Origin of the sequence: Paraburkholderia sp. GAS32 (assembly GCF_050434225.1) — a bacterium.
Taxonomy (GTDB): domain Bacteria; phylum Pseudomonadota; class Gammaproteobacteria; order Burkholderiales; family Burkholderiaceae; genus Paraburkholderia; species Paraburkholderia madseniana.
On sequence record NZ_JBNPVS010000058.1, the window covers coordinates 42,432 to 63,141 of the forward strand.

Below are 20,710 nucleotides of genomic sequence, written 5' to 3' on the forward strand. Positions count from 1 at the left end.
GCGCAGGCGCAATTCAGCGGGTGGTGAGTCCCTGTTCGGGCGGCGGCCCGGCACCAATGCCAAAAGACTCATACTGGGAGATCACCTGGGCACCGAACAGCAGCAGCGTGGCAAGCCATTCGAGACTGAAGAGGATCACGATGGCAGTCGTCAACGAGCCGTAAACTACGCTGACTTTTGACAACGTGGCGAAATACCAGACCAGCATATGGCGCGTGATTTCCCACAGTAGGGCCGCCGTCACGCCGCCGAACAACGCGTGCCGAAGCACGGGGCGGCCAACCGGCATGACGAGGTAAATCGATGTCAGCACGAAGATTTCTCCTGCCACCCCCAGCAGATACAGCAGCGCGCGCGAAAATCCCTGCAGCGAAACATGGCGGCCGAACAGATCGATACCTTGCGCGCCGACCGCCTGCAAGCCAGTGGAAACAAACGTGACTATCAGCAGGCCGACGCCGAGAAAGAGGATGTAGCAATACGGCAGCAGTGCCGACAGCATGAAATGCCGCCGGCGGATCGCCACCCGATGCACGAAGATCACCGACATCGCGTTCTCCAACACGGTGAAAGCAAGCGAGCTGAAGAAGAACATCGTCACGAGCAGCACCCAGCTGATCACCGCGCGGTGCGCGAGGAAATTAGCGAGTTCATGGACGAGCGCGTCGGCCTGGCCCGGCACCAGCCAGCGCAGCAAACGTGCAAGCGTGTTGAGCAGAAGGCGCTGGTCCACCACGTGCGACAGCACAATGACAATCAGGATCAGAAGCGGAACAATCGAAAGGAGAGCGTAGTAAGCTACGGCGCCCGCCAGCAACATGCCCTGATTGGCGCGAAAGGCCTTCAGCGTCTGCAACAGGAAAGCGCCCGGATGGCGTGCAATGCTGCGCGCGCGGTGCAGCGTATCGACGCTCATGGCTGTGGCGCGAGCGCCGAAACGCGCGCAGTGGGCGCAACGGGCACGGCGGGTGGCGGATGGTCGACAGGCATGAAGGGCTCCTTGTTGGAATGGCGGGTGGACTGAACACAGCGGCCGAGGCAGTTCGCCTGAGTTACCTGTCGGACCCGCGGCGCTCGTGCACAAACTCGCACGCGTGGCGCAGACCCGAGACGATGGCGCTGTATGGCATCGGGTGCGCGCAGCGCGAACGACGGGAGATAGGTCGTCACCACGAGCCGTTCTCCATGTACGACCACGTTGCCGAGCGCGTCCCGCGGATGCGCATTGCGGTCTTTCAGCACGGTGACGCCCAACGCGACAATCACCCGCGCCCCACCGTAGTCAGTTCCTGTTCGAGCCAATGGCCGTACACATCGATTTCGCGTTACGCCGGCTCTTGTCCAAAAGTTCGACGCTCATAACCAAGCAAGCCGCGTTCCGCGTTCGCATGGCGGCTTCGGTGCCGCATGGGCGCGTGCTCGTACTCGACGATTACCCGGGGGCATCCGACGCGCTGCGATTGCTGCTGGACGCCGATGGCTTTGAGTGCCTGTGGTTTGAAAAATTTGCGAGGGGCAGGCCATTGGGCGCAGCCGTCGCGAGACTTCTCGCCGCTCGTCGCCGAAGGCGAGCCCCCGCGCCTACTCAGGCGCGTACTTGAATTCGGGCAGCGCCTCCACGGACTTCTTCGTTGCGTCCGGCAGGATGAGCTGCCGACGGTCGATCTGCAGATCGCGGAAGGGCACCGCCACCAGATGCTTGCCCATCCCCAGAAAGCCTCCAACGGACAGAATCGCGTAAGTGCTGCTGTCATTCGGCGCTACGACGAGGTCGTCCACTGTCCCGATCTTGTCCTTTTCGCGGTTATAGACGGTTGCGCCTTCGAGCTTGGAGGCTCGGTACCCAGCGGAGAGTTGGACGACATCGGTCCGCTTCTCCGTAATGGATTGAGGCACACCTTGAGCCAGGGCACCTGTGGTGAAAATCGCGGCGAGCAGTCCCGCGGAAACAAGCGTGGTCACTCGTTGAATCATGGTGTTCACCTTCTGTCGGCTAGCGCATGTACAGTGCCAGATGCAAAAATCATGCCGCGCGCTGCTACTGTTCCCGCTGTCGGCGTTAAGCCGCCCAACCTGGCTAGTATTGGACAAACTGGAGGAACGATTGACCATCGACGATGCCGCGCGCGAAGCTTAACGACGTGCCCGGGTGGCAGGCCCCAGCAAGAAACAGCGTTTTCTGCACGCCACGTTGCCGCCGCGCAGTCCGTTGCAAACGGCAAGTCGTGCGAGCACGGGGCGGGTTGGCATTGCCTTCACCTTTTTTCTTTCCGTTGCAGATCCGCTCGCTCTCGACGCAACGGCAGTAGTAGCTGAAGTGGCCGACGCCGGGAAATCGCGTGATGCTCCCTGTCTCGAGCATGATGGTTGCGGCAAGCGAGTCGCCGATGCCTGGCGTGGTCTTGAGGACGCGAAACTCCGAGCGCAATTTTACTTTCTGATGAAGAATGGCTTCGAGCGAGGGAATCTCCCCGCGTAGCGTGCGCAAGACCGCCAGGTTCGCCATCAGCGCGCTCGACGTGAAGCGGCAGCGCGAGTGCCCGCACCGCGGCGTCGTCGAGACATTATATGTGTTCACCATTGATGCGCAGGTTCAACTGTCTGGCCAGTAGGCTTTCGATACTCAGGATGTGCAGGGTGCGTTGCTGTACAAGCTGCATGCGCTTGCGTGCCAGGTCGTGCAAAGAGGTAGCGCTTCGATTCCGTCATCCGCCGTTTTCACTTCGAACTGTTCGGACTCGAAAAATAGCCCGACCGCAGCACACGCGGAGTGGTCATCATCTGCTAGCAGAAGTTTCTTTGACAGGGTATCGCCGTCGCCAATTGACGAGGTGTAAGCGTCCATGTGACCCCTCACGCAACGGGCATTCCCGGCCACCAGCGTTCGGTTTCATCTTATAGCCGTATGTAGCAAAGATGCTCGGCTCATTTGCGCATGGCGCTTTCGCCAATGCTTGCGCGTGCCAGCGACCACGACTGTACGTCACATCTTCTTCCGTTTCGGTAGCGCGAGCGTCGTGTCGACATCCTGAAGTCCACGCAATTGCAGATCCGTTGTGCGCGTTCACCCGCTGCGATCGTAAGTTTGCGATCTTCGGAAGAGCGCCGCCTGAATGGGAGGCACGGCCCGGGCCGTTGACGACCGGCGGGCCGTGCAATTCGTTGACCGCATTACGGTGCGGCATGCCGATTGCTCGGAATAAGGTCCGATCCAGCAGGAGTACATCATGACCGCACTAGACCCAAGCATCCAGCAACCGTCAACTGGAACAGGCGCGCACATCGTCGGCATCGCGAGCGGCGACGGCCCCGGCCCGTACGTAATGGCCGCAGCCACGCTCGACGGCAACAAGGTCTTCACGTCGGATGGTGAACATGTAGGCAAGATCGCGGACATCATGCTCGATGTGCGCGGCGGCCGCATCGCGTATGCCGTGCTGTCGAGCGGAGGCTTTCTCGGAATGGGCGACACGCTGCACGCTATCCCATGGAGCGCGCTCACGTTGGATACGGACGAGAAGTGCTTCCGCCTGTTCGACATGACCGCGGACCGCATCAAAAACGCGCCCGGATTCGATAAGGACCATTGGCCTTCGATGGTGGACCCCCAGTGGGGTTCTTCGGTGCACGAATACTACAACCGCCGGCCATACTGGATGGCCACGCGGGATGTTGTCGAAGGAGACCCCCGCGACCTTTAACTGCACGGCAAACAGACGGCGGTGTCAGAGGAACTGACATCTCCGCCTCACGTGAACTCGCCACCTGATTCTACTCGAGGGGCTTGATTCAGCCTTCGCACACGGATGCAAGTCGGCGTCCGAGTTGGATCATCGTCACCGACTGAGGCACCAATACACTGCACACCAGGTGCCGACGAGCGAAGACCCAGCGTCGGAAGCGATGCTGCCCCTGGTGCGTCAATGCCCAACGCGATGTGGTGGGCTTCAGATTGTCCGAGATCTTGGAAAGCGGCTAGCCATGCTGTCTGATATGTCATGCCAAATTATCCGAATGAATATTCTGTACTTGATGGCGTTCTGGCCAAGCTGGATCTTCCGTGCCGAAGCGTCAACGCACTCGCGGGGGCGAGCGCAGCGCTGACCGGTTCAGGGTACCGCTTGCCGCTGCCTGGCCGCGGCGCCACGCTGGCGCGCTGGCGTGTCCTGGCGACGATCGCCGGCCGTGACCTGTCGCTCGTAAAAATCTATGAGTCGCACACGGACGCGCTCGCGATTCTTGCCGAATCACGCGCTCCGATGGCGCTCACGCCCGGGGGCATCTGGGCTGTGTGGGCGGCCGAGCCTCCTGACGCAGTCTTGCGGGCGGACCGCGACTGCGATGCGGTAATGACACTCACTGGCACCAAAGCGTGGTGCTCAGGAGCGGCCTTCGTCACCGACGCGCTTGTCACCTGCCGCGACTCGCTCGGGGAAAAATGGCTTGCTGCAGTCCACCTTCGGCAACCCGGTATCCATCTAACCGAACGGGGCTGGCATGCGGTCGGCATGGCAGCAACACAAAGTGTTGAAGTCGAGTTTGACGCCGTGCCCGCAACACCTGTCGGCGTATCGGGCGAGTATCTGAGCCGCCCGGGATTCTGGCAGGGTGCAGCGGGTATTGCGGCCTGCTGGTATGGCGCCGCAGCTGCGCTTGGGAACACCTTGCGTCGCGCGGTCGTGCGTCGCGACGATCCTTACAGGCGCGCACACCTGGGGACGGTCGATGCCGCGCTCACCGGCGCCGCCTCAGTACTTCGCGAGACGGCCGCGTGGATCGACGAAAACCCGCACTGCAATGCAATGATAGTCGCGCTTCGTGCCCGCAGCGTGACGGAAGCGGCGGTCTGTGCGGTTCTGGAGGCGACAGGACGTGCGTTGGGTGCAACGCCCTTTTGCCGCGACCGCTGGTTTGCGCAGATGAGTGCCGACTTGCCAGTATTTGTGCGGCAGAGCCACGCGGAACACGACCTCGCTGCGCTCGGCCAGTCGGTTGCGCGCGATCACGATGAGTGGTCGCTATGACGACGCGCGTACAGTATTTTGACGACAAGTTCCGACGCGACGATGACCCCTGGCGGTGCAACATCAGTTGGTACGAGCGGCGAAAGCGCGCGCTCATGCTGGCCGCACTACCACGCGAGCGTTTTAGGCATGGGTTTGAGCCGGGTTGCGGCAACGGATCAATTGCAGCGGAACTTGCCGCGCGCTGCGATCGGCTGTTGTGTTCGGATTTTTCATCGCGTGCGGTCGAGCTCACCCGCCATCGCCTCATTGGCATTCCCGGGGCACGCGTCAAGCAGCTTGAGATGCCTGAGCATTGGCCCCATGAACGATTCGACCTGATCGTGCTCAGCGAACTGGCGTATTACCTCGCGCCACGCAAACTCGCGTCACTCGTCGAGCACGTGCTGTTGTCATTGACAGACGATGGTTACGTAGTGAGTTGCCACTGGCGGTACCCGATCGAACCATGGGCGCAGACAGTTGACGACATATCGAAGGCGTTCCATCGGCCCGGATTACTGCATCGAATGGTTGAACACGTGGAACCGGATTTCACACTCGAACTCTGGTCAAAGTGCGCTCGCTCCGTCGCGCAATGGGAGGGCCTGGTGTGATCGGCATCGCGATGCGAGGAATTAGCGCCTTGACACGCCGGTGGGTATCTTCTTTCGTCAGCCCGCCGTCCGTGGCTGCGCGCGCCCAGCGATCGTGCCGTAACAGTCGCTATGCAGACGCTGGACGTGCTTGTTGCGAAGAAGACTTCATCGATCATGCATTGGACCAGGAACTGGGATCTGATGCGTTGACTGCTCGAAAGACCGGTAAGGTCGACCAGGAATACTTCGTCGCATTCAATTGTGGCTCTGTACCCAAGGTGATCGATCACGGCGCCATCGGTTATATCTGCGAAGACGTTCAGAGTGCAATGCGTACGTTGCAACATCTCAACGAACGGTCGCGAACGGAAATACTGGCTCAGTTCGAACGGCGCTTCGGTGCCAGGACCATGGCGCAGAAATGCGTCGACAGCTTTGGGGCGCTGCGTCACGGCGGGCAACGCACAGCGATACTGCAAACCGTCACCGGTTGATTCGTGTCTGGACGGAGCTGGGTCTGGAGGGGAGTGCGGTCCGCTGGCTATGGATCACGGGGTTGGCTTCGCAGGGTTGGCTTCGCAGGGTCAAGGCCACAGATCCCGTTCGTTTGCCGCGACGCATCGGGTTCGCACCGAACGGGTCGAATCTACATTCATGATCGTTATGGTGTTCAGTACACCGACGCTGGAGCCCACCTGGCTGAAACGCGCCGTAAATCGCTCAAGCGGGAAATATCATTTGTCCGTTCGTGGACGATGGAAGTCTTCCCGACATTACTGGACAGGACGTTCTGCAGTGTGGTCTGTCCGTGCATCCGACCGTTGCCGTTGGACGCGCTCGGATAAGCGCGGTTGCACCGTCGCAACTACTCGGCGCGGTGCCCGTGACTCTAGCCGATCGCATTCCAACGCTTCTTCACGGTTCACTTCATTGCAGCCCGGTACGTTGGGCGTTGTCTATTCAATTCCAGGTCGCCACTCTCACCCGTGCTGCACTGCGGGGGCACGTGCCTTGCTGCTGGTTGGACATAAAAATGATTCCACTCGGCCCAGATCGCGGTTCCGTCCAGCGGCAATCAGGTCGACTGAAGGCAGGTTGTACCGTCTGGCGCCGCGATCAGTCTTTGAAGTCTTTACCCGAGTTCAAGTATGCCTCTGTGTGGCTCCCTGCCGTGAGCTGGCGGAAAATACGACATATCGTTCCGCGTTTGCGCCGTCATTCTGGTCGGTCTCAGCGGATGTGTAGATCAATGTCTTTTATTGAAATTTCAAGGAGATTCTCATGTCCCAGAAACCCTTCCTGACGGACGTCCAGACCTTGCGCAAGCGTGCCCGTCAGCATATCGACGAAGGTGCGGTAACGGCTGGCTACGAGGCGGACCGCGAAACTGTCCTGAAATTACTCAACGACTCGCTGGCCACAGAAATCGTCTGTGTGCTGAGGTACAGGCGCCATCACTTCATGGCAAAGGGACCGGCATCCAAAAGCGTCGCAGATGAGTTTCTGGTCCATTCGAACGAGGAGCAGGGTCATGCCGATCAGATCGCAGAACGCATAGTCCAGTTGGGTGGCGAACCCAACTTTGCACCCGACGGATTGGTGAGCCGGAGCCACGCTGAATATGTGGAAGGCACATCCCTCGTAGACATGATCAAGGAAGACCTTGTCGCTGAGCGCATCGCCATCGACAGTTATCGCGACATCATCCAGTACCTCGGCGAAAAAGACCCGACGACGCGGCGCATGATGGAGGGAATTCTCGCAGTGGAAGAAGAACACGCTGACGACATGGCGGATTTGCTCGGAGGCCTTGCGGCAAAGAGCTGAGCGGACGGCCCACGCAAGAGCGGGGCAAAGTCGATTTCAATCTATCTGTAGGCTCCCAGAACTGGCGGCCCGCGCGTTCAGAGTCGACTGTAGCGCGGTGCCGGCGGGCGAGAGTCCCGACTTGGCCATGGTGCACGTCGTTACGTCGGCCGTATCTGACTACATTCCGGCTAGTGCATATCGGCGGCAATGTTCGAGGTATCCAGCTTCGTGACTACTGACGAGTTCGACAATGCTGTTCCATAGCCAAGGGGGGGCATCAATGGTCTTGGAACGGTTGCGCCTCAACTCTTTCAGCCAGGCCCGGCGGGAGCCGTGATCCATCTGTCGGGCGTGTGCTTTACCGACGATCTGCGCGAGGTAGCGCGCCACATCCATCGCTTCGGCCTGACTGATTTGTTCAACCTCGAGTTTGATGTCCTGCGGAAGTAATTCCCGGATGACCACTGACCGGTCCTGCAATCGGTCTGCGCGCATCCGTTCGCCTAGAAACGGCGACAGGTGGCGCGCCCCTTCAAGGACGCGTTCCGCGTTGTCGCGTGGCATGCTTGCGCCCGAGTATCGAGGGGCTGCCGCCTTTATCCCTTCCTTTATATCGACAAGGCAAAGGTCGTCTCCCTCAACCACACCGCCGTCCACGTCGAGTAGCACGGCATAGCGCAGCCGGCCAAGCGAACTACACCCTTTCACCCAATAGGCGGCATCTAGCACGGTCACCTGACCGTTATCACTGCGTCCCCGCAGACTGGTGGCGAGCTGGCTGATGGCACCCTTTTCGAACAATGAGGATATCTGTGCAGCTTCATCCTTCGTGAGGGGCCAGAAACGCTTGCCGAGCGGGATCGTCGGCCTGGTGTCTTCAAGGCGTTCGACTGCCAGGTGCTTCCACGATCGGCGGACCGCTTCCTTCATGACAACCCGCACGGTCTCTGGCTTTTCGCCGAGATCGAGATGCTTTCCCTTTGCGGCCTTGTCGAACGCGCATTCATATCCATCGGCGAGCGCCTCCATCATATGGACCGTGGTCAGCCCGGGCAGGTCCGAACCACGCGCGGCGGTCGCAAGCGATAGCCCTAGCCGAATCAGATCGTGGGCGGGATTTCCGATAACGGTCTGGTCGAGATCCCGGATCTGAACTTCGACGCGGCCCTGGGCATCCGCAACAGGACCCAGGTTGCCGGTGTGACAGTCTCCGCAGATCCATATCGCGGGGCCCTCGGGCAAAGCTTTATTGTCACTTGCATCAAGCCATTCGTAAAACTGCGTGGTGTTCCCACGGACATAGGCATGGGCTGACCGCGCCATTTTTGCGTTACGTGTGGCAAGCAGGATGGCCTGCCGGCTTTTGAAGTCAGGCAGTTTCTCACCGCCGGTACGCTTCTTTTCGTCGGTTTGCTTTTTGGCCATGGCGTGATCTCGAGATAAAGTGGACGTGGTCCAGAGGCATCGCTTGTTGGATAGAATGCACCAAAAGTTATTGGCGCGCGCGGGCCCGGTATGTCAGGGAGATTGTGCTTAATTCGTGTCCGGCGATATTTCGCTCACTCGCGTGGCAGTTGGCCCACAACCCGTTTCCTTACCCGACTGTTCCGCAAAGTCGCCGGCTGGGCGTTCCGGGCAAGCTTCAGCCCTTCAAGGGCGACAGAGTCGTAGTACTCGACAAGGGGCATTTCTTCAACAATGTCTCGGCTTGCTGGAGCGCTTCCTGGGGATCGTCTGCCAGTATCCGTTGATAGAAGTTGGTCGGCGGAGTGAGCGGTGGGCGATCCCCGAAAAGCACGTCGATGAATTCCAGTTTCTCGATACAGGTGGCAACCGCCAGAACGATGCCGGTGGTCTCAAGGGGGTTGACGACTGGCGATAGGAATTGCTGTGCCAGGGAGACGGGCGACGCAGGCGGCTCGTGGACCTCCACGGGCATCGGTGCTTTTTCAGCCGGTCGCGCCGACACGGGACTGCCTCCGCCGTTTGCCCTGGTAGGACGCGAGAGACGCTTGAGCGCGTTTGATGCGGTCTCGAGAAACGCGTCGGCTCGTCCAACTGTCGACTCTTGCACACGCGCGATCTTTTTTCTATGGCGGCCTGGTACTGAGGTGCCTCGGTCGCGAGTTGGGCGATCTGGGCGCCGAGCAGGGTTCCTACACCTGCGATCAGAGTCAACGCCAAAAGGACCGCAACTACAACAGAAGGTAGTTGTCCCTGTTTCAGACGCCGAAGCAAATCGACCAACGGTGCCGCAAGAAAGCTAAGCAGGACGGCAAGCGTGATTGGGACTAGAACGACCCGTTCGAGATCCAGTGCGAAAATTACAACGACGGAGGTAACAAGGGACGTCAACGCTCGGAGATGGGGGGCATCCGTAGGCGCCACCTTTGTCGCTGGCCATCGTGGCGGATTCGGAGTCATCTAAGCTTGCAGGAGGGGTATAACGCGCCATTACACGTTCTATCCGGCATAGAACGGGTCTGGCGGTCTGGTACGTATTCGGTTCCGACTGGGCCGGAAATGGCAGGCCATGGACACTGCCTTTCTGTGTCTCGCGGTGGGACACGGATTACAAATCGGGTCAACCGGTACCAACATGAGAGAACCGCGTGGCTTACGAACGAACCTCGTTGCAATCGGGCAAGGGCGCTCAGAGAGCGGGAGCGAACCATCCCGATCGGATTTTCACGGGCACGCCCCAACTTGATCGCTCCATGACGCGTAACGATGCATCGAGCCTCATTTGCCGCGCGCGATGCATTGGAAGCAGCACTACCGCATGGAGGGAATCGAGGCGACTGCGCCAGTACGACGGCGAAAATATGTCCGAACAGATTTTCCAGCTGCAGAATCTCTCGGTTCATTTCATGGTGAGTCATTTTTTGTTCCGATACTGCTCTGTGGGCGGAAGGCGTCCTGTGGCGCGCCGGAGAGTGCAGTGCGGCGTCGGCCGCCTTCATTCCATAGCAATCGGTCATTCGTCTCAGGTTAGTTGTACTGCCCTTCATGACGTCGTGGGTTGCCACCCGGTTCCACGTGCGGGCGAATGACTCGTGCACTAACCTAACGCCTCGTGAATCCGCATGAAGGCAAGTGGTACCTGTTGAAACCGCGTGCGGCACCGACGCGCCGCGCGGTGGCGTCAAATATGAAGCGTCCGTGGCCGGCACATGGCAGCTGCCATGCGAGGCAGTGCAACGTGAAGGGCGCTCCCGGAACGCGCTCATCCGACACATGCCGCCATGTGGTCGCAGCCATCATGTCTGCGACGCTGCCGACGATTGACGATTCGCGCGACGATGGGAATCGGCGCTCGCAGGTTCGACGTAGTCGCGGCGAACTCCACCAGGCGTTACGGGTGCGCAACGATCATGCCAGTGCTCGAAGTGGTAAAGACCGTCAACTCGCAGTGCCGCCGGTCCACCCGAAAATCGGGCGATGCCGGTCTGAAAAACGTACGGAACGCCTCCCGACAGTTGCGATCGATCGCGATGGACAGTATGCGCCCGCACTCCACCGCAGAAAACCACAGGCCACATCTCGCGCTCGGTCCAGAAATTGCTGGTCCGTGGGACCATGTAGAGAAGAGAAGACAGGGCGAGCTAGGGCGCGTGTGAGGATGCGTTCTGAGCGCACACATGCTTGGCACTGCCACCTTCTATCCGCCATCGGTACAGCCGGCTCAACGCGGCAGTGCTTTTTCATCGGTCCGTCATGTCCGTGTGCGCACGGACAGAACAACAAAACGGAGTGCAAAATGATCGGCATTATTATTCCGGCCCACAACGAGGGCTGCTGCATCGGGGAGTGCGTTAGCGCCGCAATGCTGGCGGCGCGCCACAAGGAGCTCGGCGGCGAGGACGTGCAGGTGACGGTGGTGCTGGACTCGTGCATGGACGATACGGGCCAGATTGCCGCGTCACTGGGTGCGCAGATCATCGAGGTCGCGGGCCGCAATATCGGCATGGCCCGCGCGACGGGCGCGCGCGCTGCGCTAGAAAGCGGTGCGCGATGGCTCGCCTTCACGGATGCCGACTCTGTGGTTCCTGCAGACTGGCTTGTCCAGCAGTTGCGCTGCAGCGCGGACGCGGTATGCGGCATAATCGGCGTTCACGACTGGTCAGAGCACTGCGACGCGGTGCGGGAAGACTTTCTCAGGACATACTGCGACGCTGACGGCCACCATCATATTCATGGTGCGAATCTCGGTGTCTCCGCGACCGCATACCTTAGAGCGGGCGGATTCCCGTTGCTTGAATCTAACGAAGATGTCGCCTTCGTCCAGGCACTGATTGGCACCGGCGCCACTATCGCGTGGACCGCATCGACGCGTGTCGTGACAAGCGCACGGATGGACTGCCGGGCTCGCCGGGGATTTGGTGCAACGTTGCGGGGGGTCAGCAGACGATTGGCGCCATTGGGCTGGCCCCGCGCCGCATTGCTCGATGAATTCGAGCCAGAGTGAACAAGGAAGGTTGTGCACGGGGCACGGATAGTTCGCCACGCGCGCAGGGTCAATTTCACGACGGACTGACGCAGTACGCGAAGGTGCCTGCTCGAACCTCGAAGCTCGCACTTCGCGTTGATCGTTGATATCTCGGGAGAACAATGATGCTCAGGAGACAGTTCATTCTGAGCGCGAGCGCGGCGCTCGCAACGGGCGGCTTCGGTCTGGCTGGCTGCACGACTACGCCCCCGAAATCCGGATCGGACACGTCGGAAAATGCCGATAAGCGCCGGTCCATCAATGCCGGTGTCGATACAACGCTCGCGCGACTGTACACCGCCGCCAGTGGTTCGCGCGAACTCGTCGCGAAAGCGCGCGGTGTGCTGGTGTTCCCGTCGGTCATCCAGGCCGGTTTCTGGATCGGCGGGCAGTACGGCGAAGGCGCGCTGCGCGTGGGTGGCCAGACGGCCGGCTACTACAGCACGGCGGGCGGCTCGTTCGGTCTGCAGATCGGCGCGCAGTCCAAGGCGATCATTTTCCTGTTCATGACGCAGGATGCGCTCGACCGCTTCCGCAACAGCGATGGCTGGGCAGTCGGCGCCGACGCGACGGTCGCCGTGGTGAAGGTCGGGGCGAACGGCAATATCGATACGTCAACCGCGACTGACCCGATACAGGCCTTCGTGCTGACCAATGCGGGCCTGATGGCCGGCGTGTCGCTGGAAGGCACCAAGGTCACGCGGCTCAGGATCTGACACGCTGGGTCCTGGCGGTCCAGGCGACGCGTATCTGAATTCGGGCAATGCTTTCAGCGAGTCCCGGGTGGCGCCAGGCAAACGCATCTGTTTGTCGACGACGTGCAGACTGTCAAAGGGCACCGCGACCTGGTGGGTACCGGGACCGGGAATACCACCGACGGACAGAATGGCGTAGGTCACGCGATCTTTGGGGCTCACAACCAGATCGTCGATCGTTCCGATCGTGTCCGTGCGCTCGTTGTAGACGGTCGAGCCGATGACCCTGGAGGCCCTGTATCCGGACGTCAGCTGAACGACATCGCCCCGGGTCGTGTTGATCGATTGCACCGTCCCCTGGGCCCGCAGGGTGTCAGTGACAAAAGCGTTGGCGAGCATCAGCGTGCACTTAACGATCGCGAACTTCGTATCGACCTCGCTACGTGTCAGTCAGCGAAGGAGCGAATGGGGCCGCCAGGCGCGATCGTGCCGTTCGCGGCGAAAGCCATGCTGCTCACTGCACGCGCTCCTGCCACTCTCAGTTTGCGCCTCATTGCGGCGAGCCGACAGTCGTCATGCGCGGAGCGCGCCGGTTGTATCACGCAATGTAATTTCGTACTCCCCAATGCACTCACTTTATCGGTCCGGCGGGGACGGAGACGGCGACATGGCGCAGCGGCAACGGCGCGGCCAGGCACGCCGTTTGCGCAAAATGTTGAGCCTGCCCGGTAGGGGCGGTAACCCATCCATGGATCAGTTTTGCACTGGAGGTCGGCCATGAACAAGGATCAGGTCAAGGGGACGGCGGAGAAGGTCAAGGGCAAGGTGAATGAGGCGGTTGGACACGCAACGGGCAATACGAAACAGGAAGTCAAGGGCGATGTCCAGCAAGCGGCGGGCGCAGCACGGAAGAAGGCGGGCGATGTCAAGAAGGCCGTCAAGGATACGCCCCGGAAGCCCGTCTGAAAAGAGCGTCCTCAGACAGGTCAGGACCGCGCTCAGGACGGCGTTCTGATCTGTCGATGCGCGGGCCAACGTACGTTTCGCTGGCCCGTTTCCGTTTCTCCTGTCGCGTCCTTATACGCGCACGGTCTGCGCGAAGTACCTGAACGGAGTTGCCAGATGCGTATCGCGCAGATTGCGCCGTTGCATGAAGCGGTGCCGCCGAAGCTCTACGGCGGCACGGAACGCGTGGTGTCGTACCTCACCGAGGCACTGGTCGGGCTGGGGCACGACGTCACCCTGTTCGCGAGCGGTGACTCACGGACAGGCGCGCATCTCGAAGCCGCCTGGCCGCACGCCCTGCGGCTCGATCCTGGAATCTCCGATACGTTTGCCCCGCACCTGTTGCTGCTCGAGAAGGTGCGGCGCGTCGCCCATACGTTTGACGTCCTGCATTTCCATCTGAGCTATTTGCCGTTCCCGACGTTTTCGCAGCTCGTCGTGCCGTTCGTGACCACGCTGCACGGGCGTCTCGATCTGCCGGAACTGCAGCCGGTGTTCGACATGTTCCCGCAGGCGCCGGTCGTATCGATTTCAGATTCGCAGCGGGTCCCGTTGCCGCACGCGAACTGGCTCGACACCGTCTATCACGGTCTGCCGGAAAAGCTGCTGACGCCACAGTCTTCGGCACAACCGCGATATCTGGCTTTCCTCGGCCGGATCTGTGCTGAAAAACGTGTTGATCTCGCCATCGAGATCGCCGCCCGCGCCGGACTGCCGCTGAAGATTGCGGCGAAGGTGGACAGGGCCGACGAAGCGTACTTCCGGGACGTGATCCAGCCGCTGCTGTCGCAGCCGCATATCGAATTCGTCGGCGAGATCGATGACACAGAGAAATCCGGATTCCTCTCGGGCGCCCGCGCGCTGCTGTTCCCGATCGACTGGTCCGAGCCATTTGGCCTGGTGATGATCGAGGCGATGGCATGTGGCACGCCCGTCATTGCGTTCAATCGGGGCTCGGTACCGGAAGTGATTTCACACGGTGTGACAGGCTATATCGTCGATGATGTGACAGGAGCGGTCGATGCCGTGACACGCCTCGACATGCTGTCCCGAACGGAAATCCGTGCGGCCTTCGTGCACCGCTTCACCGCCAGGGCCATGGCACAGCATTACATGAGCATCTATACAGCGCTCGTCCAGACAGCAGGATCGCCGGCATTACGTCAGGCCGTCGTCGGCTGACCGGACGGGAATTCCATCGCCCCGCACCGTTACCGGTCCGGCTGTGCCGCGCCTGCCGTCAGTAGATCGGAAACACGAAGTCCGGCGTCGGCGTAAAACGGATGCCGGAATCCGGACAGATGACGCGCCCCCTGACGGCGACCCGCTGCCCCAGATAAGACAGCAGAAGCAAAGGGTCCGGTGCGCCAGCCTTGCCGAGCACGATGTCGGTCACGACCCTGTCGTTGCAGGGAGAGGTTGACGGACGGTCCAGCCGGAGCGACGTATGGTCGCCCGGCACCTCCTGTTCGCTGCCCCGCTGGATCGTGCCAGTGATCCAGATGTCCTGTCGCAACGGCAACGTTTTCAGGGGTGGCTCAGCAGCCACCACAGTAGCTGCTGAGCCGGCGGTGGCCAGCACGGCCGCCCCGAGCATTGCCTGCGCGCGTTTTTTCATGATGCTGCTCCCATCTGGCTTGTGAACCGTCCCGGGCGTCCCGAAGGCTGGCTGGTCCGGTTCAGACGCGGTTCACAGCGCACCCTTCACAGCACAACTATTAGCCAGCCTTCCCGCCGGGCATACGAAAGCCCGACGAGTGCTCGCTCGGGTGCGCCCTGTGACCCGCCTCGGGGCGGCTGCCGCCGCCAAGCAAGGCCATCACCCTACGGTCACTGGATTGGCGGCACAACGCCCAGCTTCTCGGCCAGCATGCGCTCGTACACGCCGAAGTGCAGATTGACTTCATCCTGACTGACAGTCGTCACGGTGATGTTCACCTGCTCCGGCAGCAGGCCGAGCACGACCGCGATGGCCGCCTCCAGGTGCGGTGCACAAACGCTGTCTTCCATCAGGGTCGTGCCGACGGCGATATCGTAGGTCTGTTCCTGCTGGAAGACGATCTCGACCAGCCGCGCGCGGGCGCTCATGTTGTTGTCGATCGCGAGTTGCACGACCTCCGCCACGCTACGCATCAATTCCGTCGGAAAACCTCTGGTCGAGCGCAGCCGGACGCGGTGTCTGCCAAGCGTGAGCCAGTCTGAATCGAATTCCATGGTGTCCTCCGGTTCCGTAGCAGTGCACCGCGATAATAGGATTTGGCAGGCGATTTTCAAGACCGGAATTTCACCCCCGCCCCTTGAAATTTTCACCGTAGGTTCTATCTTTGATTTCGCTCAGGCAGATGCGCCGGTTACATCCGGTGCGCTGCGTGTTTCGATTTGTTTGCCAGCGGCCTGGCAGGCGGACTGGAGCGCGTAGGCCCGTTCGCCTCCATGCTGCGTTCAGGAGGATACGACCATGAGTGATCTCTATTCCGGAACCGACCTGTTCAGTGAGTTCGACCGTCTGCAGCGCCAGATGGTGAGCCTGTTCGGCGGCTTTCCTTCCAGCATCCGTTCCGGTCGCTTCGGCGCCTTTCCTCAGATCAACATTGGCGCGACCGACGGCTCGATCGAGATCGTCGCGTTCGCGCCGGGCGTCGATGCCGCCGCGCTCGACGTGTCGATCGACAAGGGGCTGCTGACGATTGCCGGCGAGCGCAAGCCGGCGCGGCAGGATGCCAGTGGTGACACCCGCGATGACCAGGCCCGCGACGACATCCGCACCTATGCGCAGGAGCGCTTCACAGGCGCGTTCCGGCGCGTGATCGAACTGCCGCAGAACGCGGACCCCGACAAGGTGCAGGCGCGCTATACCAACGGCTGCCTGTCGATCACCGTCGGCAAGCGCGAAGCGTCCAAGCCGCGGGCCATCGCCGTCCAGTAACGCCAGTCATTCAAGGAGCAAGCCATGAACGACAGGACACAGGTTGCTGAACGCGACCAGAAATCAGTAGCACGACGCGAGGGCGACCAGCCGGCACGACGGATGACGCTCACACCGGCCGTGGACGTGTTCGAGGGCAGCCAGGGCATTACGCTGTGGGCAGACCTTCCAGGCGTCACAAAGGACAAACTCGACGTGAAGGTGCACGACGGCAATCTCTACATCGAGGCCGAAGCGGTCGTGCCCACACCCGCCGGTCTGCGGCTGCAGCACGCCGAGATCCGTGAACCGCATTTCGCGCGCGCGTTCTCGCTGAGCCCGGACTTCGACACATCGAAGATCGATGCAAACCTGCAGGACGGCGTGCTGAAACTGACGATTCCGCGTCGCGACGAAGCACGGCCGCGACGGATCGAGGTACACACGAACTGAGCCCGCAAGACCCGCAACGACGACAGGAGAAAAGCCGATGGCGACCACGAGGTCGCCACCGCCCGGCTCGTGGGGGCGCGAATACACGATCAGCACCTGGGCTGTGACGCTGCGCCGGTTCGCAGGCGGACCAGGCGTCGCCGATGGATATCTGGCGCCGATCAGCATCAGGTGTGATGCACAGCTGTTGGCCGACTGGTATCTGCCGCGTCAGGGCCAGCGGGAGCCGGTCGCCGCAAAGGCTTAGCGAGACGCCCCGCCGCACGCCGTCAGGCTGACTGCGAGCAGTGCATTCGCGAGCGCAGAACGCGTGGCGACGGTGACCGCCGGGTGGCAGTCCAGAGACGTCAGCAGAAACGTGGCAGTGTGAGCGCAATGATGGACATCTGGCTCTCCTGTCAGACCATCGAGGAGCATACGATGAACACCGACCTGAAAAAGTGGAACCCTTTCAAATTTCTCCGCGGTGCAGGACGCAAGCCGGAGGCGGACAGTGCGCAAAGCCCGCCCGACAGCGAACCGTCACGTGTTCCGTGGCCTGACATTTCGCGACTTTTCCCCCGTGATCCGTGGCGTGCGATGGAGGATTTCTTTCACGATCCGTTCTCGGCGCGCGGCGCGCTTGAACGATGGTTTGGCGACTTCAGTTCATCGCGTTTCCAGCCGCGCATCGACGTGGTTGACGAGGGGAAGATACTGCGCGTGACCGTCGAACTGCCAGGCATGGAGCGGGAGGATCTGACCGTTACCGTCGAGGACGGAGCTCTGGTGTTGCGCGGCGAAAAAAAGCAGGATGTGCACAGTGAGGAGGACGGCTGCTATCGGCTTGAGCGCGCATATGGAGCCTTCACGCGTACGATCCCGATGCCGGAAAATGCCGATCCGGACCACGCTCTCGCGAAGTTTGACAAGGGCGTGCTGACGTTGACGGTGCCGAAACAGGAGCAGCAGCGAACCGCGAGCCGCACGATCGATATTGGCTAGCCTTGGGCGGCGACGTGGCGCTTGCGGGGTGACTGGATCGGAGTAGCCCGGGTCGTTAGCTCAGCTGGTAGAGCAGCGGACTTTTAATCCGTTGGTCACTGGTTCGAATCCAGTACGGCCCACCTCACGATGCGGCGGACTCGAGCAGTCACTTTGTGCCGTTAAGCATAAAGTGGCCATTTGGACGCGTTATGCTTTATTGAACGATCGGCCATGTTTTGCTTTATCGGCAACTAGTGGTAGGACGCAGTACAACCGCTGTCAGAGTGGCGTCGAAAGGAGAACCGACTATAGCACCGCGTTCGGCGACGTATAGCGAGTCAGTAGTCGAAGAAAAGACCCGCATGGCGTCGGGCTAAATCCATATCGGAAGGAGACATGGAGGAAACCTGACTGCATATAAACCCTTAGTCCTGCGATGTAAGATGATGGACACACGTCGCCCAATTCAGGTGTTTCAACCAAAATTCACCACAATTACATTAACAACTTCTACCACACCGCCGATAGTATTGTGGAAATCACTACTCGTAGCCGGATATGGCACCTACGTCACGCTCGATTTCCGCATGCATCCCACTCCGATGCTACCCGTCACAACCTGCTACTGGCCAAGCGCCCGGCGATGGCGTCGCCAACAGGTGAAATCGGGTAGACGGTGGCGATCGTTTCTTGCGATCCTGCCGCCTGCGTGCGTTAGCGTCGTCGATGCCTCCCTCGCCAACGCTCGCCGCTCGTGCTGGGCGTCTGAGGAATCAGATCATTTCGCGGCAGACCGGCAGTCCCATACTGGAGGCAATATGCACATAGGCGTTCCGAGGGAGATCAAGAACCACGAGTATCGTGTCGGTCTCACGCCGTCTTCGGTGCGTGAGATCGTTTCGCATGGACACAGCGTGGACGTCGAGACAGGCGCTGGCGCAGGCATCGGCGCAACGGACGACGCGTACCGGGCCGCGGGCGCGCAGGTTGCGCCCAGCGCAGAAGCGGTGTTTGCCGCTGCCGACATGATCGTCAAGGTGAAAGAGCCCCAGGCGCCCGAGCGTGCGATGCTGCGCCGAGGACAGATTCTTTTCACCTATTTGCACCTCGCGCCGGACCCCGAGCAGTGCGCCGATCTCGTCCGAAGCAACGCGGTCTGCATCGCCTATGAGACCGTCACGCAACGCGGCGGCGGACTGCCTCTGCTCGCGCCCATGTCAGAGGTTGCGGGCCGCATGTCGATTCAGGCGGGCGCGTTCAGCCTGGAACGCGCGCACGGTGGCAAGGGCATCCTGCTTGGCGGCGTGGCGGGCGTGCCCCCCGCGAAGATTGTGATCCTCGGCGCCGGCGTGGTTGGCACCAATGCGGCGCAGATGGCTGTCGGCACGGGTGCGCAGGTCGTCGCAATCGACCGCAATGTCGATGCGCTGCGACGCATGGACCGGCTGCTGGGCGCACGCGTGATCACCGTGTATTCGAATCAGGACAACATCGAACGACACGTGCTCGATGCCGACCTCGTGATCGGCGGCGTGCTCGTGCCCGGCGCCACTGCGCCCAAACTCGTCACGCGCACGATGGTTGACGCGATGAGCCACGGCTCCGTCATCGTCGATGTCGCGATCGACCAGGGAGGATGCTGCGAAACCGCGAGGCCTACGACTCACGCGGACCCCACGTACAAAGTTGGCGAAGTCGTACACTACTGTGTCGCAAACATGCCTGGCGGTGTGCCGCGCACGTCCACTTATGCGTTGAATAACGCGACGCTTCCCTTTGTCCTGCAAATCGCCGACCAAGGCTGGCGCAAGGCGCTTACCGATGACGAACATCTGCGTCGTGGCCTGAATGTCGCGTTCGGCAAAGTGACCTGTCCCGAGGTCGCCGAAGCACTGGGCTACACCTGCGAGGATGCAGGTGCTATCGCCACTGAATAGCAAAAACATCGAGACGAAGCGCGGACGGCTTATCCGGTCGCGCTCTCGAGCCAACGTGGTGGCGAGATTCGCCCCCCTATCAGACTTGGTCAAGTTCCCGCTGCGAACATCTGTATTCCACGAAATTCCGTTTTGCCGAACTGTATTTGGCTGATCGTCGACTATCGGCCAGAGAGACGTTCGACGCATTGCCCAAGATGGTCAACAATCGGAAGTCCAGCTTGAGATGAATGGGGCGTCGCGCATCATTCGAATCGGGCCGACGGGATAAGCCTAGGGGCGGCGAGAATCGGTCCCCACAGACGCCTTACGCCGGAGTGAGCGATCCAGCTTCTGGCCTCGCGCACCAGGCGATTGTGTGCAATTGCAAGCGCTCCTTTTGCGGGACGCTCAGCTGAGCAATACCGAACCACCCTTCTCGACGTACGCCTGCAGCAAATGATGGGCAATGGCGAACGGCTTGGGCGTCGACAGACCATCCGCATGCGTTCCCGCGAGCATCGCCGCAACCTCCTGGCGCGAGAACCAGCGGGCGTCTTCGAGTTCGTCCGTATCGACGACGATGTCGGTATCGCTCGCCTGCGCAAAGCAACCGATCATCAGCGATGAAGGAAACGGCCACGGCTGCGACGCGAAGTAGACAACCCGCGCACACTTCACGCGAGCCTCCTCCATCACTTCGCGGCGCACGGCGTCTTCCGTGGTCTCGCCCGGTTCAACAAAACCAGCAAGCGCCGAGTACATCCCAGGGGCAAAATGGCGCTGGCGTCCGAGCAGACACCGTTCGCCGTCTATCACCAGCATGATCACGACTGGATCCACCCGCGGGAAATGGCGTGTGCCGCAAAC

23 protein-coding genes, 1 tRNA gene and 1 pseudogene are annotated in these 20,710 nt (G+C 61.0%); 15 read left to right on the forward strand and 10 right to left on the reverse strand.

The features are described from left to right. Window positions 1-13: 13 nt before the first annotated feature. The 3 genes from P3T25_RS41870 to P3T25_RS41880 all read right to left on the reverse strand — a co-directional run bounded on the left by P3T25_RS41870 (window position 14) and on the right by P3T25_RS41880 (window position 2,506). On the reverse strand, window positions 14-916 hold the full coding sequence (locus P3T25_RS41870; protein ID WP_171927255.1) for a YihY/virulence factor BrkB family protein: 903 nt from the start codon (window positions 914-916) through the stop codon (window positions 14-16). A 665-nt stretch (window positions 917-1,581) separates the two neighbouring features. Next, entirely contained in the window at window positions 1,582-1,974 is a 393-nt protein-coding gene (locus tag P3T25_RS41875) for a PRC-barrel domain-containing protein (protein WP_097389062.1), read from the reverse strand. Between the two features lie 103 nt (window positions 1,975-2,077). Further along, on the reverse strand, window positions 2,078-2,506 hold the full coding sequence (locus P3T25_RS41880) for a transposase (protein WP_429363096.1): 429 nt from the start codon (window positions 2,504-2,506) through the stop codon (window positions 2,078-2,080). 721 nt (window positions 2,507-3,227) lie between these two features. Here P3T25_RS41880 and P3T25_RS41885 point away from each other — a divergent pair. From P3T25_RS41885 to P3T25_RS41905, 5 genes are all read left to right on the forward strand, one after another. After that, window positions 3,228-3,701 (forward strand): PRC-barrel domain-containing protein, encoded by a 474-nt coding sequence (locus tag P3T25_RS41885; RefSeq protein ID WP_097389064.1) that lies wholly within the window; start codon window positions 3,228-3,230, stop codon window positions 3,699-3,701. Window positions 3,702-3,998: 297 nt separating this feature from the next. Then, window positions 3,999-5,024: an acyl-CoA dehydrogenase gene (locus P3T25_RS41890; RefSeq protein ID WP_429363098.1), complete on the forward strand. Its 1,026-nt coding sequence runs from the start codon at window positions 3,999-4,001 to the stop codon at window positions 5,022-5,024. Beyond that, complete coding sequence (locus P3T25_RS41895; RefSeq protein ID WP_429363100.1) at window positions 5,021-5,620, forward strand: SAM-dependent methyltransferase; 600 nt, start codon at window positions 5,021-5,023, stop codon at window positions 5,618-5,620. The genes P3T25_RS41890 and P3T25_RS41895 overlap by 4 nt, the downstream gene beginning before the upstream one ends. Next, entirely contained in the window at window positions 5,617-6,096 is a 480-nt protein-coding gene (locus tag P3T25_RS41900; RefSeq protein WP_429363102.1) for a hypothetical protein, read from the forward strand. The genes P3T25_RS41895 and P3T25_RS41900 overlap by 4 nt, the downstream gene beginning before the upstream one ends. Window positions 6,097-6,883: 787 nt before the next feature. Next, on the forward strand, window positions 6,884-7,429 hold the full coding sequence (locus P3T25_RS41905; RefSeq protein ID WP_429363104.1) for a ferritin-like domain-containing protein: 546 nt from the start codon (window positions 6,884-6,886) through the stop codon (window positions 7,427-7,429). Window positions 7,430-7,588: 159 nt separating this feature from the next. Here P3T25_RS41905 and P3T25_RS41910 read toward each other — a convergent pair whose 3' ends face one another. From P3T25_RS41910 to P3T25_RS41920, 3 genes and pseudogenes are all read right to left on the reverse strand, one after another. Further along, a complete protein-coding gene (locus tag P3T25_RS41910; protein ID WP_154566556.1) occupies window positions 7,589-8,836 on the reverse strand; it encodes a DUF2252 domain-containing protein in 1,248 nt (415 codons plus the stop codon). A 217-nt stretch (window positions 8,837-9,053) separates the two neighbouring features. Further along, a complete protein-coding gene (locus P3T25_RS41915; protein ID WP_429363130.1) occupies window positions 9,054-9,380 on the reverse strand; it encodes a hypothetical protein in 327 nt (108 codons plus the stop codon). A 158-nt stretch (window positions 9,381-9,538) separates the two neighbouring features. Beyond that, window positions 9,539-9,835, reverse strand: a pseudogene (locus P3T25_RS41920) (AI-2E family transporter); the annotation flags it as partial. Between the two features lie 1,336 nt (window positions 9,836-11,171). Between P3T25_RS41920 and P3T25_RS41925 the strand changes: the two are divergent. After that, window positions 11,172-11,879 carry a glycosyltransferase gene (locus P3T25_RS41925; protein WP_429363106.1) on the forward strand — a complete coding sequence of 236 codons (708 nt, stop codon included), beginning with the start codon at window positions 11,172-11,174 and terminating at the stop codon, window positions 11,877-11,879. A 146-nt stretch (window positions 11,880-12,025) separates the two neighbouring features. Beyond that, window positions 12,026-12,616 (forward strand): BPSL1445 family SYLF domain-containing lipoprotein, encoded by a 591-nt coding sequence (locus tag P3T25_RS41930; protein WP_429363128.1) that lies wholly within the window; start codon window positions 12,026-12,028, stop codon window positions 12,614-12,616. Here the strand turns inward: P3T25_RS41930 and P3T25_RS41935 are convergent. Further along, the gene (locus P3T25_RS41935) at window positions 12,515-12,994 is read right to left on the reverse strand and encodes a PRC-barrel domain-containing protein (protein WP_097389073.1); all 480 of its coding nucleotides are present in this window, start codon (window positions 12,992-12,994) and stop codon (window positions 12,515-12,517) included. The genes P3T25_RS41930 and P3T25_RS41935 overlap by 102 nt on opposite strands. A 378-nt stretch (window positions 12,995-13,372) precedes the next feature. On the opposite strand from P3T25_RS41935, the gene P3T25_RS41940 reads away from it, so the two are divergent. Together P3T25_RS41940 and P3T25_RS41945 are read left to right on the forward strand one after the other, a co-directional pair. After that, window positions 13,373-13,561 carry a CsbD family protein gene (locus P3T25_RS41940; protein WP_429363108.1) on the forward strand — a complete coding sequence of 63 codons (189 nt, stop codon included), beginning with the start codon at window positions 13,373-13,375 and terminating at the stop codon, window positions 13,559-13,561. Between the two features lie 156 nt (window positions 13,562-13,717). After that, window positions 13,718-14,782 (forward strand): glycosyltransferase family 4 protein, encoded by a 1,065-nt coding sequence (locus P3T25_RS41945; RefSeq protein ID WP_429342984.1) that lies wholly within the window; start codon window positions 13,718-13,720, stop codon window positions 14,780-14,782. Window positions 14,783-14,840: 58 nt separating this feature from the next. Here the strand turns inward: P3T25_RS41945 and P3T25_RS41950 are convergent, their stop codons facing one another. Together P3T25_RS41950 and P3T25_RS41955 are read right to left on the reverse strand one after the other, a co-directional pair. Next, window positions 14,841-15,218 (reverse strand): hypothetical protein, encoded by a 378-nt coding sequence (locus tag P3T25_RS41950; protein WP_429363110.1) that lies wholly within the window; start codon window positions 15,216-15,218, stop codon window positions 14,841-14,843. A gap of 212 nt (window positions 15,219-15,430) precedes the next feature. Continuing rightward, complete coding sequence (locus tag P3T25_RS41955; protein ID WP_154566560.1) at window positions 15,431-15,814, reverse strand: hypothetical protein; 384 nt, start codon at window positions 15,812-15,814, stop codon at window positions 15,431-15,433. A gap of 244 nt (window positions 15,815-16,058) precedes the next feature. On the opposite strand from P3T25_RS41955, the gene P3T25_RS41960 reads away from it, so the two are divergent. The 6 genes from P3T25_RS41960 to ald all read left to right on the forward strand — a co-directional run bounded on the left by P3T25_RS41960 (window position 16,059) and on the right by ald (window position 19,861). After that, window positions 16,059-16,526, forward strand: a complete 468-nt coding sequence (locus P3T25_RS41960; RefSeq protein WP_429363113.1) for an Hsp20/alpha crystallin family protein — start codon at window positions 16,059-16,061, stop codon at window positions 16,524-16,526. 24 nt (window positions 16,527-16,550) lie between these two features. Then, a complete protein-coding gene (locus P3T25_RS41965; protein WP_429363115.1) occupies window positions 16,551-16,958 on the forward strand; it encodes an Hsp20/alpha crystallin family protein in 408 nt (135 codons plus the stop codon). 37 nt (window positions 16,959-16,995) lie between these two features. After that, entirely contained in the window at window positions 16,996-17,205 is a 210-nt protein-coding gene (locus P3T25_RS41970) for a hypothetical protein (RefSeq protein WP_429342981.1), read from the forward strand. Window positions 17,206-17,378: 173 nt separating this feature from the next. Then, window positions 17,379-17,942 (forward strand): Hsp20/alpha crystallin family protein, encoded by a 564-nt coding sequence (locus P3T25_RS41975; protein ID WP_429342980.1) that lies wholly within the window; start codon window positions 17,379-17,381, stop codon window positions 17,940-17,942. 49 nt (window positions 17,943-17,991) lie between these two features. Continuing rightward, window positions 17,992-18,064, forward strand: a tRNA-Lys gene (locus P3T25_RS41980). A gap of 678 nt (window positions 18,065-18,742) precedes the next feature. Further along, entirely contained in the window at window positions 18,743-19,861 is a 1,119-nt protein-coding gene (ald, locus tag P3T25_RS41985; RefSeq protein WP_429363117.1) for an alanine dehydrogenase, read from the forward strand. Between the two features lie 390 nt (window positions 19,862-20,251). Here ald and nudC read toward each other — a convergent pair. Then, window positions 20,252-20,710 (reverse strand): NAD(+) diphosphatase (nudC, locus tag P3T25_RS41990; protein WP_429363119.1); only part of this gene is annotated, 459 nt, incomplete at its 5' end.

What these genes read in the sequence shown, in the direction of transcription:
- P3T25_RS41870 (WP_171927255.1), bottom strand. Translation starts at nt 916, where the DNA reads ATGAGCGTCGATACGCTGCACCGCGCGCGCAGCATTGCACGCCATCCG.
- P3T25_RS41875 (WP_097389062.1), bottom strand. Translation starts at nt 1,974, where the DNA reads ATGATTCAACGAGTGACCACGCTTGTTTCCGCGGGACTGCTCGCCGCG.
- P3T25_RS41880 (WP_429363096.1), bottom strand. Translation starts at nt 2,506, where the DNA reads ATGGCGAACCTGGCGGTCTTGCGCACGCTACGCGGGGAGATTCCCTCG.
- P3T25_RS41885 (WP_097389064.1), top strand. Translation starts at nt 3,228, where the DNA reads ATGACCGCACTAGACCCAAGCATCCAGCAACCGTCAACTGGAACAGGC.
- P3T25_RS41890 (WP_429363098.1), top strand. Translation starts at nt 3,999, where the DNA reads ATGCCAAATTATCCGAATGAATATTCTGTACTTGATGGCGTTCTGGCC.
- P3T25_RS41895 (WP_429363100.1), top strand. Translation starts at nt 5,021, where the DNA reads ATGACGACGCGCGTACAGTATTTTGACGACAAGTTCCGACGCGACGAT.
- P3T25_RS41905 (WP_429363104.1), top strand. Translation starts at nt 6,884, where the DNA reads ATGTCCCAGAAACCCTTCCTGACGGACGTCCAGACCTTGCGCAAGCGT.
- P3T25_RS41910 (WP_154566556.1), bottom strand. Translation starts at nt 8,836, where the DNA reads ATGGCCAAAAAGCAAACCGACGAAAAGAAGCGTACCGGCGGTGAGAAA.
- P3T25_RS41925 (WP_429363106.1), top strand. Translation starts at nt 11,172, where the DNA reads ATGATCGGCATTATTATTCCGGCCCACAACGAGGGCTGCTGCATCGGG.
- P3T25_RS41930 (WP_429363128.1), top strand. Translation starts at nt 12,026, where the DNA reads ATGCTCAGGAGACAGTTCATTCTGAGCGCGAGCGCGGCGCTCGCAACG.
- P3T25_RS41935 (WP_097389073.1), bottom strand. Translation starts at nt 12,994, where the DNA reads ATGCTCGCCAACGCTTTTGTCACTGACACCCTGCGGGCCCAGGGGACG.
- P3T25_RS41940 (WP_429363108.1), top strand. Translation starts at nt 13,373, where the DNA reads ATGAACAAGGATCAGGTCAAGGGGACGGCGGAGAAGGTCAAGGGCAAG.
- P3T25_RS41945 (WP_429342984.1), top strand. Translation starts at nt 13,718, where the DNA reads ATGCGTATCGCGCAGATTGCGCCGTTGCATGAAGCGGTGCCGCCGAAG.
- P3T25_RS41950 (WP_429363110.1), bottom strand. Translation starts at nt 15,218, where the DNA reads ATGAAAAAACGCGCGCAGGCAATGCTCGGGGCGGCCGTGCTGGCCACC.
- P3T25_RS41955 (WP_154566560.1), bottom strand. Translation starts at nt 15,814, where the DNA reads ATGGAATTCGATTCAGACTGGCTCACGCTTGGCAGACACCGCGTCCGG.
- P3T25_RS41960 (WP_429363113.1), top strand. Translation starts at nt 16,059, where the DNA reads ATGAGTGATCTCTATTCCGGAACCGACCTGTTCAGTGAGTTCGACCGT.
- P3T25_RS41965 (WP_429363115.1), top strand. Translation starts at nt 16,551, where the DNA reads ATGAACGACAGGACACAGGTTGCTGAACGCGACCAGAAATCAGTAGCA.
- P3T25_RS41970 (WP_429342981.1), top strand. Translation starts at nt 16,996, where the DNA reads ATGGCGACCACGAGGTCGCCACCGCCCGGCTCGTGGGGGCGCGAATAC.
- P3T25_RS41975 (WP_429342980.1), top strand. Translation starts at nt 17,379, where the DNA reads ATGAACACCGACCTGAAAAAGTGGAACCCTTTCAAATTTCTCCGCGGT.
- ald (WP_429363117.1), top strand. Translation starts at nt 18,743, where the DNA reads ATGCACATAGGCGTTCCGAGGGAGATCAAGAACCACGAGTATCGTGTC.